The sequence below is a fragment of the Pseudomonas sp. PS01299 genome (assembly GCF_029960145.1).
Lineage (GTDB): Bacteria > Pseudomonadota > Gammaproteobacteria > Pseudomonadales > Pseudomonadaceae > Aquipseudomonas > Aquipseudomonas putida_A.
This window is the reverse complement of the sequence record NZ_JASCPO010000069.1, coordinates 13214-27993: the sequence shown is the minus strand read 5'-3', so window position 1 is coordinate 27993 and position 14780 is coordinate 13214. Positions and strand designations below refer to the sequence as shown.

Below are 14780 nucleotides of genomic sequence, written 5' to 3'. Positions count from 1 at the left end.
CGGGGGCGTGACACCCCACAAATTAAAGGTGGGGGGGCGGGGTGGCCCCGCGAAGGGGCCGTGTCAGCCAATTCATATGCTGACTGACACACCGCCTTCGCGAGCAAGCCCGCTCCCACATTAGTCTGTGCTAAGCCAGTGGTTCTGACACCAACCACAGGGGTCGGTCTGTGGCTGGCAGTAGAAACAGCGCGGGTTATTTGACCAGGCGTTTTTCCCTGGACGGTCGATAACCGAAAAACGCGCTGTAGCACTTGCTGAAATGGCTCGGCGAAACGAAACCACACGCCACCAGCACTTCCATCTGCGACAGCTCGGTGTGTTGCAGCAGGCGCCGGGCTTCGGTGATGCGCAATTCCAGGTAATAGCGCTGCGGCGTGGTACCGAGTTGCTCCTTGAACAAGCGCTCCAGTTGTCGCCGCGAGCGACCGGCATACACTGCCAGTTGCTCCAGCTCCAGCGGCTCCTCGAGGTTGGCGTCCATCAGTTTGACCACCTCGCGCAACGGCGCGCTGACGCAGAGGTTTTCATCCGGTTTGATCCGCCGGTACCGCGACTCCTCGAACGCCAGAATGTCCTCGATGCCTTCGACCAGCGCCTTGCCGTGCAGGCTCTTGATCCAGTCCAGCGCCATATGGAAAGCCCCGGACGGGCTCGATGCCGTGAGCCGGTCGCGATCGATCACATAAGGTTCGCTGCTGACCTGAGTGGCTTTGGCAATTTCCGTGAGTGCGGGACGGTGTTCCGGGTGGATCGCGCAACGATAACCATCGAGCAGCCCGGCGCGGCCGAGAAACCACGCACCGTTCCACAAACCAGCCAGACTGACCCCACGCTCCGCCGCCGAGCGCAGCAGGCTGTTCAACTCCTCGCTGGCCTTCAGCTCAGTGCGGTAGCCGCCGCACACCACCAGCACGTCCAGATCCGCAAGGCTGGCGGCGTCAATCCGCGCATCCGGGCGAATCACCAGCCCCAGATCGCTGATCACTTCACCCTCGCCCAGCCCGAACGTGCGCGAGCTGAACAGTCCGGCGCGCAACAGGTTGGCGGTGATAATGGTGTCCAGCGCCTGGGTGAAGGCCGGCAGTGAGAAGTGCTCCAGCAACAGGAAACCGGTGCGGGTGATGCGGGTCTCGGCGGCTTGCTCATTCAGATAGCGGAGGTTTTTACCCTTCATGCCTCCGCTGAATTGACGTCGTTCGATCAAGGTCTGGCCCATCGGTCATGTTGTTATGCGCCGATAGTTGGCTTGATGGGCCAAAGAGTCAATCACGCTTGCGGCTGATGACTGGTCACGCAGTGAATCCCGCCGCCGCCGGCAGCAATCGCATCGATGTTCAGCAACTCGACTTTGCGCTGCGGGTACAGCTTCGATAACAGGTCATAAGCCTTTTTATCGGCCTCCTTGTCACCGAATTCCGGGGCGATGATCGCGCCGTTGATCACGAAGTAGTTGATGTAACCGGCGGCGAAGTCCGGGTTGTTCTGGTTGAACTTGCTCTTGCGCGGCTTGAGTGGCGGCGAAATCGTGTGGATCTGCAGTTTGCGACCATCAGCGTCGGTGGCTTTCCTGAGAATCTCCAGGTGCGCCAGCGTGACCTGGTGATCGTAGGATTCAGGGTCGCTGTCGAGGTTGGCGATCACCACACCGGGCTTGATGAACCGTGCATAGAAATCGACGTGGGCGTCGGTGATGTCCTTGCCCTTGATCCCCGGCAGCCAGATGATTTTGCGCAGGCCCAGACGTTCCTTCAATTCAGCCTCGACATCGGCCTTGCTCCAGCCGGGATTGCGGTTGCTGTTGATCCAGCTGCTTTCGGTCATGATCCCGGTACCGTGGCCGTCGACCTCGATACCACCGCCCTCGCCCACCAGTTCACTGCGCAGGTAGGTCGCCTGTGCATCGGCGGCCACTCGCGCAGCGATTTTCGCATCCTTGCTGTGCCGCTGCTTGTTGCCCCAACCGTTGAAATTGAAGTCCACCGCGCCAAGCCCGCCTTTGTCATCGATGACAAAATTGGCGCCGATATCTCGCATCCAGATGTCGTCGAGCGCGGCGGTCACGTAGGTGACGTTGCGGGTGCCGCAATACTCTTCGGCGAGGCTGCGTTCGCCACTGCGACACAACACCGTGACCGGCTCATAACGGGCAATGGTGCGGGCGATGCGGCCCAGCGCAGCCTGCACATCGGCGGTGAAATCTTCCCAGATCGCATCCTGTGCGCCGAAAGCAATGAAGGCGCGTTCGTGCCTGTCACCCTCGTCGGGCATGAACCAATCCCCCGCACTGGCCGCCAGTAGTCTGCCCGGCGCCAGCCCGAGACCCATGACTGCGGCGCTGACACCTGTAGCGACCGATAGCTGTTTGATGAACTCACGACGTGTCGACATCTCTGGTTTTCCTGAAAAGGGCCGGCGACCGGGCGCCGGCCGTTGAATCATGGGTGGGTGGCGGTTTTGAATTTGGTCCAGGTGCGCATCCGTGCGCGCATGTCGGCCTGGGGGATGTCCTTGCCCGGGATCAATCGAGCATAGGTCGCCTCGTCGAGGTAGATGTCCGGGTTATTGCGCATCGCGGCATCGACGCCGGCCCGCGCCTTGGCGTTGGAAGTCGGGTAACCGGTGAAGTTACTGATCGCGGCCATGTTCTGCGGGCGCATCACGAAATTGATGAACGCGTAGGCGTACTCCGGGTGTTTCGCATCGACCGGAATCGCCATGGTGTCCATCCACACCGTGGTGCCCTCGCGAGGGATGCGGTATTCAAACCGGGTGGTCTTGCCGGCGCTGTCCGAGGTGCGCTGGGCCTGGGTCATGTCGCCGCTGTAACCCAGCGACAGGCACAGGTTGCCGTTGACCAGATCGGTCACCGGTTGCGACTGGAACTTGCGCACATAAGGCCGCAGCTTCATCAGCACCTCACTGGCCGCCGCCAGATCCGCCGGTTTCGCGCTGCGCGGATCGCGGCCCAGATAATTGAGCACCATCGCCAGCACTTCATCCGGCGAGTCGATCAGCGAAATTCCACAGTCGGCGAACTTCGCCGCCAGCTCCGGCTTGAACAGCATGTCCAGGCTGTTGACCGGCGCGTCGGCCATGCGTTGCTTGATCTGCGCCGCGTTGTAGGTCAGGCCGATGGTGCCCCAGGTGTAGGGCACGGTGGCTTTGCTGGAGTGCTCGTAGTGGCTGCGCAATTTCTGCAAGCCGGGCTCGATGTCGGCCACCTCCGTGAGCTTCGATGGGTCCAGCGGCATCAGGCTGCCGGCGCGCATCAGGCGCTCGGCCACAGTGTCGCCGGGGAAGATCAGGTCGTAGCCGCTACCGCCAGAAAGCATTTTCGCTTCGAGGGTTTCGCTGCCATCCATGACGTCGTAAATCACCTTGATCCCGGTTTCCGCGGTAAAGCGGCTCAGGGTGTCTTCGGCAAAATAATCGGCCCAGTTGTACAGGCGCAGGGTTTTGTCCTCGGCATGCAGCGCCGGAATCACGCAAGTCAGTGCCAGGCCCAGCGCGCCCAGTAATCTTTTGTGGTGCGTAGCCATGTTCAAACCCCTTGAGTGTTCCAGCGTGCATGAAGGTGGCGACCATCCTGACTGAGCAGCGCGCCGTACATGTCCGGCCGGCGGTCGCGGTAAATGCCCCAGCACAGGCGCTCTTCGCGCATCGCATCGAGATCGAGGCTGTGTACCAGCACGCCCGTGCTGTCGCGGTCGGCTTCGGCCAGTAACTGGCCTTTGTGATCGCTGATGAACGACGAACCGTAGAAGTTCATCTGCAGCGACGGATCGGTGGTTGCCACTTCTCGCCCGACCCGGTTGGCCGCCACCACCGGCAGCAGATTGGCGGCGGCATGGCCGCGCATGGTCATCTGCCAGTGGTCGCGAGAATCCAGCACCGCGCAGCCCGGCTCGGAGCCGATAGCCGTGGGGAACAGCAACACTTCAGCGCCCATCAGCGCCAGACAACGCGCGGTCTCGGGAAACCATTGATCCCAGCAGATACCCACACCGAGGCGGCCGAATGCGGTGTCCCAAACGCGGAAACCGCTATCGCCGGGGCTGAAATATTCCTTCTCCTGATAGCCGATGGCGTTGGGGATGTGGGTTTTGCGGTACACCCCCGACAGGCGCCCGTCGGCATCGGCCACGCTCAACGAATTGAAGAAGGCGTTGCCGGCCCTCTCGAACCAGCTCAGCGGCAACACCACGCCCAGCTCTTTGGCCAGCGCAGCGAAACGCTGCAGCACGCGGCTGTCGCGATACTCCTCGGCCAGCGCCAGATGTTTGTGGCTCTGTTCGATGCAGAAATATGGCGTGGCGAACAGCTCCTGCAACAGGATCACCTGCGCGCCCTTCGCGGCCGCGTCGCGGACCAGTTGCTCGGCCTGATCGAGGTTGCGCGGCAGATCCCAGGTGCACGGCATCTGGGTGGTGGCGATGGTCAGATGGCTCATCACTCAACCCTCCGCCGGCCAGGCGGGTTGCTGCTGAGTGATGCAATGCACCCCGCCGCCGCCATGAGCCAGATGATTGATGCGCACCGGCACCACTTCGCGTCCGGGGAACGCCTGCGCAAGCACTTTGGCCGCCACCTCGTCGGCCTCGATGCCGTAGGCCGGCATGATGATCGCGCCGTTGGCGATGTAGAAATTGGTGTACGAGGCGCAGAACACTTCGGCGTCGCTGTCCACCGCTTCGCTGGCTTCGAACAGTTCGATCAACTCGAACCGGCGGCCTTGGGCGTCGGTCGCCAACTCCAGCGCACGACGGTTTTCGCGGACCACTTCGGCGTACACCGAGCTTTGGTCGTGGGTCGCATCCACCAGCAACACGCCGGGACGGGCGAAGGCGCAGACGCCATCAACGTGACCGTCAGTCATGTCGCCGGTGACGTAGTCCGGGTCGCCCGGCAGCCAGATGGTTTTCTTCACGCCGAGCAAACGGCTGAAAATCTCCTCCATTTCGGCCTTGCCAATGCCCGGGTTGCGATTGGGGTTGAGCAGCACCGACTCGGTGGTGATCAGCGTGCCCTCGCCGTCGACATGAATCGCCCCGCCCTCGTTGCTCAACGGCGTGCCGAAGCATTCCAGCCCCAGATGATTGAGTGCGCGCCGCGCCAGGCTTTCGTCCAGCTCATGCGCCGACTTGCCGCCCCAGGCATTGAAGCGCCAGCTGACACCGGCCAGCCCTTGTTGCGGGTGGCAGACAAAGCTTGGGCCAGAGTCGCGGCACCAGCTGTCGTTGACCGCCAGCGGGATCAGCTCGATGTTCGGCCCGCACAGGGCTTTGGCGCTCGCTAGCGCCGACGGATCGACGACCATTTTCACCGGTTCGAAGCGTGCGATGGCGTTGGCGACCCGGGCGAAATCCTCTTGCACCAACGGCAAGGTCACGCGCCATCCTGACTCCCACAGCGCCTTGTTGTGCGGCCAGACCATCCAGGTCGCGGCATGCGTCACCCATTCGGCAGGCATCATCCAAGCGTTGTTGTTATTCTCGTTGCGCGGCATGACAAGCACCTCTCGATTAAGCCATTGTGTTCAATGGAAACTGCCGGGATTTGGCGTGAGGTGAATGCTACGGCGCTGAAATCGCAGCAACAAACGATGGATTTAGCGCACAACTGATTAGAGGAACTTATCAATATGCTCAAACACTGGCCGCCGCTCAGCTCCCTGCGCGGCTTCGAAGCGGCTGCGCGCCTCGGCAGTTTTCACAAGGCGGCCGATGAGTTGAGCCTTACTCAATCGGCGATCAGCCAGCAGATTCGCAGCCTCGAAGCGTACCTCGAACAGCCGCTGTTCTTTCGCAACGGTCGCAGTGTCGCGCTGACCGATGCCGGCCACGATCTGCTCAGCACCACCCAGGCGATGCTGCAGCAACTGGCGGTCGGCATCCGGCGTCTGGGGCAATATCAGAAGCCCAATCAACTGGTGCTCAACACCACGCCGGCGTTTGCCCGGCACTGGTTGCTGCCGCGTCTGGCGGATTTTCGGCGCCAGCATCCGCAAGTCGATCTGTGGATTTTCAGCACCGATGAAGTGCCGGACATGGCCACGCAAACCATCGACCTGGCGGTGCGCGACGACATCAGCTCCCAGGCTGAATGCAGCTTCAAGGTGCTGCATGCCGACCGCCTGTTTCCGGCGTGTCATCCCAGCGTTTTGGCGCAGCCCGCCGCGCAACGCACGACCCTGCACGGTGAGCGGGAAATGGACTGGAGCCACTGGGCGGTGGAGGCCGGCGTCGATGTCGGGCAACAGGATCAGGGGCTGAATTTTTCCGATCCGGGCTTGTTGCTCGATGCCGCTGCGGCAGGGCTGGGGATTGCGCTGGTCAGTCAGTTGCTCAGCCATCAGGCGCAGGAAAACGGGCTGTTGCAGCCCTTGGTGGAGCAAACCATTCGTGGCCCGAACTGGGCGCTGCTGACCCATCGCGACAGCGAGAATGACCCGATGGCGCGATGCTTCAGTGAATGGCTTTCAAGCCAACTGGCGGGACCTGATCCGCACGATCAGACGACCGTGAGATAACCCGCACCGAGCCGGCCTTCCAGACGACCGAACAGCACGTAATGCTGATAACCGCTGGTGAACGCGCCCGTGGAAATCGCGTTTTTGACGTCCTGATTCATATGCAGGTATTGCGCTTCGTCGAAGTTATCCGCACTGACTTCACCGGTTCGCCCAAGCTTTTCGCTTTCGACCGGCAGCCCCATGATCGTGCGCCGCTGGAAGTCGATAATGCGGTTGACGGCGTGACTTTCCAGCGGCCCCCGATTGGATTGGGTCGAGTAGATGTGCAAGCCGTTTTTTGCGCAGCGATTGCACATGTCGACGCAATTTTTCTGGGTGGACTTCAGGCCGGTCAATTGCGCCAGAGGCATGTCCAGATACTTGCCGACCTGGTATTCGGTCTGATTGAAAACGGAACAGCACAAAACGGTATTGCCGTTGCAGTCGAGCACCAGCCAGTCATCCTTGAGCGAGCACGCTTGCTTGGGATATTGACGGACCAGATTGACCAGATCGTCGAAGGGCGGCAGCGCCAGCCTTTTCAGGGTTTCATGATCGGTAGCCGTCACCGAAGGGTCGCGCTCGATCAGCGCCAGCGTTTTCTCCAGCGGCATCATCACTGAATACCCGGTGGAGAACTCGAAACCCAGACTCTGGCTGAATTCGCGCATCAGCCCTTCTTCTTCCATGTTGTCCAGATAACGGTGGTAGTAAACCTCGATGCGCGTACTCAAGCCATGTTGCTGCTTGAGTTCATGCAGTTTGATCATGTTGGCCTTGACCACTTCAATGTCGCCGCCCACGTGCCCCTGCTGGTAAGTCTCCTGGTAAAACCCGGACAACGAAATACGGAAGAACCACGGGTTGGCCAGCATGGCGGTTTCCATGTTCTTGGCCAGGTTCAAGTTGGAACTGATACCGCTCTGCAAACCGGCGGCATTGATGATCTCGACAAACTCACCGATTCGCGGATGGATCAACGGCTCGGTCCAGTTGTACAGAAAGATCGTCTCGACCCCTTCGTTGCGGGCCTTCTCGACGATCTTGCGGAACATGTCGACTTGCATGGCTTTCTTGAAGTTGACGTTTTCCGAGTTGCCCATCGGGCACGAAGGGCAGCTTAAATTGCACGCACCGACAATATCGATATACATGTTCATGACGGGTGACGCTCCTTGAGTGAATAGCGGTGCATCCAGAGCAAGCGACTGTCATGGTTGGCGTTATTCGTTAGTTATTTGACAGTCCCGGAGCGCGGCTCAGCAAGTTCCGGGCCATTGCCATGGTGCGCCATCAATTCCACGATCCAATCGATAAATACCCTTAGCTTTTGGCTGATATGCCGGTTCGGCGGGTACGCCACGTAGAGCGGCATCGGCTCGAGTTGCCAGTCCTCGAACAGCGGCACCAACTCGCCCCGAGCCTGATGCGCGTGCGACATGTACCTGGGCAACCACAGCACACCCATGCCGGCCAGACCTGCCGCAAGGTAAGCGTTGCCGTCATCGACGGCGAGCACGTGGCGGCCCTTGATCTGCAGGTGTTCGCTGCCATTGTGCAAGGCGTAAGGCACGGGTTTGCCGGTGCGGGCCCAGAGAAATCCGACCACCCGATGATGCGAGTCCTCCAGCTCGCGTGGATGCTGCGGCGTGCCGGCGCGGGCCAGATAATCCGGCGCGGCGAAAACCCCGAGCTGAAGATCGGCCACCCGCCGCGCCATCAGTGACTGATCAAGCAATTCGCCGCCGCGCACCACGCAATCGACGTTCTCATCGATGATGTCGACGATGCGGTCGCTGACACCCATGTCGATCTGAATGTCCGGATAACGCGCATGAAACTCAGGCAATGCCGGCACCAGAATCAGCCTCGCCAGCGGGCTCGGCACATCTACGCGCAAGCGTCCTCTGGGCAATGCCGACGCGCCGGACAGACCGGTTTCAGCGTCGTCCATATCGGCCAACAGCTTGATCACTCGCTCGTAGTAAATCGCGCCATCGGCAGTGACGTTGACCTTGCGTGTGGTGCGATTGAGCAACCTGACCCGCAGCCGGGCTTCCAGTTGCTGCACCAGTTGGGTCACGGTGGTCTTGCTCATGTGCAAGGTCTCGGCAGCCTTGGTGAAACTGCCCGCCTCGACCACCCGGGCGAACGCCTGCATTGCATCGAAACGGTCCACTTTGCACCCTCGGATTGTTTGGAATCTGCAAACAGTGAGCGCCAAGCTTGCGCGTTTATCGCCACTGCGCAAGTCCCTACAGTCACTCCTTCAACAACCACCAAACAATGATGGAGACACCCATGACCCAGCGCGACGTCGTGTTCCCGCCAGCCCGCCATGCGCTTTACGAGCGCCATCGTTATTCGCCAGCGATTCGTTCCAACGGTTTTCTGTTCGTCTCGGGGCAAGTCGGCAGCCGTGAAGACGGTTCGCCCGAACCGGATCTGCAGAACCAGGTGCGCCTGGCGTTCAATAACCTCAATGCGATTCTCGACGCCGCCGGTTGCAGCTTCGCCGATGCGGTGGACGTCACGGTGTTCATGATCGATCCACAATCGACCTTCGAAACCATCTGGGAAGTGGTGCCGGAGTACTGGGGCAGTGCGCCGTATCCGACGATCACTGCGGTGGGCGTGACCTGGCTGGCCGGGTTTCAGTTCGAGATCAAGGTGATTGCCAAACTGCGCGAAACGGCCTGATCGTCTGGCGGATTTGCACCGGGGGTCGGCAGTCTTCAGACTGTCCGGCCCGCTTGCCTTTGCTCGACAACCGCCATGTCAGACCTGTTATTGAAGCCCGCCCTGCCCGGTATCGCCCTGCGACGCTGGCGCCTGTTGCATCGCGTCAAACAGACTCACGCGGCGCAGTTGTTCAACGTCACCCAGTCGACCATTTCCCGCTGGGAAAGCGGTGTGCAGGCGATGGAACCTGCCGCGCAACTGCAACTGGAGCGTTTGCTGACTGCGCGCCTGGACAGCGCCGCCGATCAGGTATTGGCGCGTCTGATCGGGGAAAGTCAGCGGCCGATGCACCTGATCTGCGACCTCACCCATCGCCTGCTGGCCTGCTCTCCTGCGCGTGCTGCCGAGTTCACCCGACCCTTGAGTACGTTGCTGGGACAATCGCTGTGGCGCTTCGCAACGCCGGAAATTGTGCTCAGAGAGTCGGCCCTGGCAACCAGCGGTTGGCACGAAATTCAGGCGCCGCCAGCCGTGGAATTCAGCACCGGCAGCAATGCCTCCGACCTCGTGCCGATCCGCGCCGGCCGATGCCGCTGGACGCGCATTCCACTCTCCGACGGCAGCGCCGCGCGGCTGGTGGAAACCCTCTGAACGCATATTTTATGCGTGGACGCCAAGCCCCTACGGTTCCAGGCTGAGCTTTTCGGCGTAATCAGCCAGGCAGACACATGAACCTGGAAATGATCAAAGGCCGCCTCGAATTCCTGCGCGAAGCAGAAAAACTCAAGGACGTGCTGCGCAGCGCGCACACCTCCAGCGGCCGCACCGAAAGCACCGCCGAACACAGCTGGCGCCTGTGCCTGATGGCGATTGTATTCGCCGATCAACTGGCCGGCCTCGACCTGCTCAAGGTCCTGAAGATGTGCGTGATTCACGATTTGGGCGAAGCCATCAATGGTGACATTCCAGCGGTCAATCAGGCCGCGTTCCCCGACAAGGGTGAACAGGAACGCAACGACCTTCTGCTGCTGACCGGTGCGCTCGATGAGGCGCTGCGCAGCGAAATTCTGGCGCTGTGGGACGACTACGAAAATGCTCAGTCCGCCGAAGCCAAAGCGGTCAAGGCACTGGATAAACTGGAGACGCTGCTGCAACACAACCAGGGGCTGAACCCGGCGGATTTCGATTACGGTTTCAATCTGGGCTACGGCAAGAAATACACCAGTGCCGACCCGGTCTTCGCCACCCTGCGTGAGCTGATCGACCAAGACACGCGACAGCGCATCAGCGACGGCCAAAACGGCAACGAGCGATCCTGAATCGGCCGATTCATCTCGGATCAATCCACTGGCAAGAAACGTGGAGCAAAACATCACCGAGCACCCGCGCTGGTCATTGACAGCGCGGCTGCGTATAACCTCGCCGTTTCGTCTAACCTGATTGAGCGTCCGCGCGCGACACCGCGCCCGGTGGCGCTTAGAATGCGACGCTCATGAAACGGAGATTTCCATGCTCAAACGAACCCTGGCACTGACTGCTGCTCTGGCCCTGTCTTTTTCTGCTCTGGTGGCGCATGCCGCCGATGTGTTGCGGGTCAGCGCGATTCCCGACGAAGCCCCGACCGAATTGCTGCGCAAGTTCGAGCCGCTCGGTGCGTACCTGGAGCAGCAGTTGGGCATGAAGGTGCAGTTCGTTCCCGTGGCCGACTATCCGGCGGTGGTTGAAGCGCTGGCGACCGACCGCCTCGACATGGCCTGGCTGGGCGGTTTCACCTTTGTTCAGGCACGCCTGAAGACCGACGCCACCACCCCGGTGATCCCGCTGGTGCAGCGCGAGCAGGATGCGCAGTTCACCAGCAAATTCATCACCGCCGACCCGAACGTCAAGAGCCTGGCCGACCTCAAGGGCAAAACCTTTGCCTTCGGCTCGGTGTCGTCCACCTCCGGCAGCCTGATGCCTCGTTATTTCATGCTGAAGAACGACAACATCAAGCCTGAAGCCTATTTCAGCCGCGTCGCCTACTCCGGCGCGCACGATGCCACCGTCGCCTGGGTTCAGGCCGGCAAGGTCGATGCCGGTGTCTTGAACGCCAGCGTCTGGCAGAAACTGGTGGACGCCGGCAAGGTCGATACCAGCAAGGTGCATGTGTTCGCCACCACCCCCGCTTACTTCGATTACAACTGGACCGTGCGTGGCACCCTCGACCCGGCGCTGGCGGCGAAGATCAAGAAAGCTTTCCTTGACCTCGACCCGGCCAACCCCGAGCAAAAGAAGATTCTTGATCTGCAGGCTGCCAGCCGCTTCATCGACACCAAGCCCGAAAACTACAAGGGTATCGAGGAAGCTGCTCGCGCTGCCGATCTGTTGAAATGACCCTGAGCCTCAAACAAGCCAAACTGCACCACGTCAACGGGGTCGATGCGCTACGCGGCGTCGACCTGCAGATTGGCGCGGGCGAACAGGTGGCGATCATCGGCCCGTCCGGCGCCGGAAAATCCAGTCTGCTGAACTTGCTGGCCACCGCGTTGCGCCCCAGCAGCGGCGAAATCGAGGTGCTGGGCGAACGTCCCTGGCACCTCTCCACTCGTCAACGGCAACGCCTGCGTGCGCGCATCGGCCTGGTGCATCAAGCCCCACCGCTGCCGCCGCGCCAGCGCGTGGTGACGGCGGTGCTGGCCGGTAAACTCGGCCAATGGAGTTTGGGCAAGAGCCTGCTGAATCTGCTGCATCCCACGGATATTCCCGGCGCCCGTGCGGCCCTCGCCCGCCTGGATCTGGGCGACAAACTCTTCGCTTACTGCCAGCAATTGTCCGGCGGCCAATTGCAGCGCGTAGGCATTGCCCGGGTGCTGTATCAGGCGCCGGAGATTCTGCTGGCGGACGAACCGGTGTCGGCGATGGACCCGGTGCTGGCCGGGCACACCCTGTCGATCCTCTCGCAGCATGCCCGGGCGCATAACGTCACGCTGGTGGCGAGCCTGCACGCGGTGGAACTGGCGCTGGCACACTTTCCGCGCATCATCGGTTTGCGCGATGGCCAGATCCTGTTCGACAGCCCGGCCGAACAGGTCAGCCGCGAGATGCTCGACACGCTGTACGTCAACGAGCAATTGCAAAGCCCGACAACGCCCAGTGCGCCGCTGATTGTGCAGATCCCGCGATGCTGAGGGCTGATTCACGCGACCCGGCCGCCGCGCCGCGATTACTGCTGACCCTGCTGGCACTTGCCCTGCTGTGGCCGGGCATCCAGCTCAGCGAACTGGACCTTGGCGTGCTGCTGCACAGCGACAGCCAGACCGAAATGGGTCGTTTCATCTCCGGGTTCTGGCCACCGGCGCATGACCACGACTTTCTTCAGTTACTGTTCAAAGCCACCCTGCAAACACTGGCCATCGCCACCGCCGGCATGGCCCTGGCGCTGCTGCTGGCGGTACCGGCGAGCCTGATTGCCAGCCGCGCGCTGTCGTTGTCCGCCGCGTCCCGCGGCGGCATTCCCAGTCGGGTCGGGCGCTTGCTGCGCTGGCCGGTACGCGGGCTGCTGATCTTCTTGCGCAGCGTGCCGGAGATCGTCTGGGCACTGCTGTTTGTGCGTGCCGTGGGCCTAGGCCCGGCAGCCGGTGTGCTGGCGATCGCCATCACCTACAGCGGCATGCTCGGCAAGGTCTACGCGGAAATTTTCGAATCCACCGACCAACGCCCGGCGCACGCCTTGATGCAGGCCGGCAGCGGACGACTCGCGGCGTTTGCCTACGGGATTCTGCCGAATGTCGCGGCCGAGCTGCTGTCGTACACGGTGTATCGCTGGGAGTGCGCGATTCGTGCGTCGGTGGTGATGGGATTTGTCGGCGCCGGAGGCCTCGGCCAACAGATCGACCTGTCATTGCGCATGTTCGCCAGCGGTGAAGTGGCGAGCATGTTGCTGACGTTCCTGATTCTGGTGCTCGGTGCCGACCAACTCAGCCGCCTGCTGCGCTGGAGGCTGACATGAATCGCCTGATCAATCTGTTGCTGATCGTCGGCATTGGCGTCGCGGTTATCGCCTCGTTCGGTTACCTCGAACTCGATCTCGGTGAACTCGGCAGCGCCACCAGCCTCAAGCAGATGGGTGTCTACGCGCAGCGCTTTCTCAGCCCGGACCTGAGCGCCACGCATTTGCAGGCGATCCTCAAGGGCTCGCTGGAAACCCTGGCCATGTCGGCCCTCGGCACCCTGCTCGCGGCGGTGTTCGGCATCCTCCTCGCGCTGCCCGCCGCCGGACGTTTCGGCTGGCCGCTGCAAAGCGCTTCGCGCCTGCTGCTCAACGGTCTGCGGGCGATTCCGGAACTGGTGTGGGCGGCACTGATGGTGCTCGCCGCCGGCCTCGGCCCGAACGCCGGCACCCTGGCGCTGGCCCTGCACACCACCGGGGTGCTTGGCCGGTTGTTCGCCGAAGCGCTGGAAAATACCCCGCCAGAGCCTGCCGAAGCGATCCGTTTGCAGGGCGGCAATCCGGTGCTCGCCTTCTGCTACGGCACCCTGCCCAACCTCGCCCCGCAATTGCTCGCGTATTGCCTGTATCGCTGGGAAAACAACATTCGCATGGCCAGCGTGCTGGGCTTTGTCGGTGCCGGCGGTTTGGGGCAGATGTTGTATGTCAGCCTCAGCCTGTTTCAGGAAGCGCAGGCGAGTACGGTGATTCTGGCGATGCTGATTCTGGTGCTGGGCGTGGATTCGCTGAGTGCCTGGAGCCGGCAGCGTTGGGTCAAGGCCTGACGGGCAAGCCTCAGGGCGCTGTCGCCAAGCGATACTGGCGCGGGGTGAATCCGGTCGAAGCCTTGAACTGCCGAGTGAACGCGCTGTGGTCGGTATAACCGCACTGCAGCGCCACTTCGGTGATCGGCAAGTCGCCGTGCAACAGCCGATGCGCATGCTCAAGACGCACCTTCTGGATCATCTGCCGCGGCGTCAGGTGGAACACGCGCTTGCAGTAACGCTCCAGTTGCGCCACGGAAATCCCGGCGATGCGCGTCAGTTCGCTCAGGCTGACGCGCTGATTGAAGTTTGCCCGGATGTACTCGTCCACCGCCGCCAGCCGCTGATACGCCGGATGGGTTTCGCTGGCGGTTTGCAGGTCGACGGAAATTCCCGCCAGGCCAATGATCCGATTGTTGCGGTCGTACAGCGGACGCTTGTGGGTCAGGCACCAGCCCGGTTCACGGCTGCCGTACAGATGCAGCTCCAGCTGATCTTCCAGCACAAATCCCTCTTCCAGCACCCGCCGATCCTGCTCGGTATAGCCCGGCCCCAATTGCGCCGGAAACACTTCGGCGCTGGTCTTGCCCAGTAACGGTCGCAGGTCTTTCAAACCGCAGCGCTGCACCAGCGTCTGGTTGGCCATGACATAGCGCGCCTGCAGATCCTTGATGAAGATCGCCGCGTTGGGAATCACGTCGAGCATGGGCAACAGCAGCGCCATGCTGGCGAGCAGATCGTCGAGGCTCTGCGGTCGACTCGCCTCGTTCTGCTGGCTCAGGATCGCAAACGCGTTCTGCGGCATACCTCTCACTCCCCACTCGGTTTTATCACTTGCACGCAGATTGCCCCA

The 14780-nt window shown here is 61.6% G+C and carries 16 protein-coding genes; 8 read left to right on the top strand and 8 right to left on the bottom strand.

Annotation, left to right across the window (positions count from 1 at the left end):
- Positions 1–196: 196 nt before the first annotated feature.
- From QMX91_RS14580 to QMX91_RS14560, 5 genes are read right to left on the bottom strand one after another with little or no spacing between them, the layout of a single operon-like run.
- Positions 197–1219, bottom strand: coding sequence for a GlxA family transcriptional regulator (locus QMX91_RS14580; protein WP_135295611.1), 1023 nt, complete (start codon positions 1217–1219; stop codon positions 197–199).
- A gap of 50 nt (positions 1220–1269) precedes the next feature.
- On the bottom strand, positions 1270–2391 hold the full coding sequence (locus tag QMX91_RS14575) for an agmatine deiminase family protein (RefSeq protein ID WP_282412952.1): 1122 nt from the start codon (positions 2389–2391) through the stop codon (positions 1270–1272).
- A 47-nt stretch (positions 2392–2438) separates the two neighbouring features.
- A complete protein-coding gene (locus tag QMX91_RS14570) occupies positions 2439–3542 on the bottom strand; it encodes an extracellular solute-binding protein (RefSeq protein WP_282412951.1) in 1104 nt (367 codons plus the stop codon).
- Between the two features lie 2 nt (positions 3543–3544).
- A complete protein-coding gene (aguB, locus tag QMX91_RS14565; RefSeq protein WP_282412950.1) occupies positions 3545–4453 on the bottom strand; it encodes an N-carbamoylputrescine amidase in 909 nt (302 codons plus the stop codon).
- Between the two features lie 3 nt (positions 4454–4456).
- The gene (locus QMX91_RS14560) at positions 4457–5509 is read right to left on the bottom strand and encodes an agmatine deiminase family protein (protein WP_098968391.1); all 1053 of its coding nucleotides are present in this window, start codon (positions 5507–5509) and stop codon (positions 4457–4459) included.
- A gap of 135 nt (positions 5510–5644) precedes the next feature.
- Here QMX91_RS14560 and QMX91_RS14555 point away from each other — a divergent pair, with 135 nt between their 5' ends.
- Complete coding sequence (locus tag QMX91_RS14555; RefSeq protein WP_139054481.1) at positions 5645–6532, top strand: LysR substrate-binding domain-containing protein; 888 nt, start codon at positions 5645–5647, stop codon at positions 6530–6532.
- Here QMX91_RS14555 and QMX91_RS14550 read toward each other — a convergent pair.
- Together QMX91_RS14550 and QMX91_RS14545 are read right to left on the bottom strand one after the other, a co-directional pair.
- Positions 6514–7674, bottom strand: a complete 1161-nt coding sequence (locus QMX91_RS14550; protein ID WP_282412949.1) for a radical SAM protein — start codon at positions 7672–7674, stop codon at positions 6514–6516. The genes QMX91_RS14555 and QMX91_RS14550 overlap by 19 nt on opposite strands.
- Positions 7675–7748: 74 nt before the next feature.
- Positions 7749–8693 (bottom strand): LysR family transcriptional regulator, encoded by a 945-nt coding sequence (locus QMX91_RS14545; protein ID WP_282412948.1) that lies wholly within the window; start codon positions 8691–8693, stop codon positions 7749–7751.
- Positions 8694–8815: 122 nt separating this feature from the next.
- On the opposite strand from QMX91_RS14545, the gene QMX91_RS14540 reads away from it, so the two are divergent.
- From QMX91_RS14540 to phnE, 7 genes are all read left to right on the top strand, one after another.
- A complete protein-coding gene (locus QMX91_RS14540) occupies positions 8816–9214 on the top strand; it encodes a RidA family protein (RefSeq protein WP_134786185.1) in 399 nt (132 codons plus the stop codon).
- 75 nt (positions 9215–9289) lie between these two features.
- Positions 9290–9847 (top strand): helix-turn-helix transcriptional regulator, encoded by a 558-nt coding sequence (locus QMX91_RS14535; RefSeq protein WP_098968386.1) that lies wholly within the window; start codon positions 9290–9292, stop codon positions 9845–9847.
- A gap of 77 nt (positions 9848–9924) precedes the next feature.
- Complete coding sequence (locus QMX91_RS14530) at positions 9925–10515, top strand: HD domain-containing protein (protein ID WP_095135366.1); 591 nt, start codon at positions 9925–9927, stop codon at positions 10513–10515.
- A gap of 190 nt (positions 10516–10705) precedes the next feature.
- Positions 10706–11569, top strand: a complete 864-nt coding sequence (locus QMX91_RS14525; RefSeq protein ID WP_223008582.1) for a putative selenate ABC transporter substrate-binding protein — start codon at positions 10706–10708, stop codon at positions 11567–11569.
- On the top strand, positions 11566–12363 hold the full coding sequence (locus QMX91_RS14520) for an ATP-binding cassette domain-containing protein (protein ID WP_282412947.1): 798 nt from the start codon (positions 11566–11568) through the stop codon (positions 12361–12363). Before QMX91_RS14525 ends, QMX91_RS14520 begins: the two co-directional genes overlap by 4 nt.
- Positions 12357–13184 carry an ABC transporter permease subunit gene (locus tag QMX91_RS14515; RefSeq protein WP_103485021.1) on the top strand — a complete coding sequence of 276 codons (828 nt, stop codon included), beginning with the start codon at positions 12357–12359 and terminating at the stop codon, positions 13182–13184. Before QMX91_RS14520 ends, QMX91_RS14515 begins: the two co-directional genes overlap by 7 nt.
- Entirely contained in the window at positions 13181–13948 is a 768-nt protein-coding gene (gene phnE, locus QMX91_RS14510; protein ID WP_282412946.1) for a phosphonate ABC transporter, permease protein PhnE, read from the top strand. Before QMX91_RS14515 ends, phnE begins: the two co-directional genes overlap by 4 nt.
- Positions 13949–13958: 10 nt before the next feature.
- Here phnE and QMX91_RS14505 read toward each other — a convergent pair whose 3' ends face one another.
- Positions 13959–14732 carry an AraC family transcriptional regulator gene (locus QMX91_RS14505; protein WP_282412945.1) on the bottom strand — a complete coding sequence of 258 codons (774 nt, stop codon included), beginning with the start codon at positions 14730–14732 and terminating at the stop codon, positions 13959–13961.
- Positions 14733–14780: the final 48 nt, after the last annotated feature.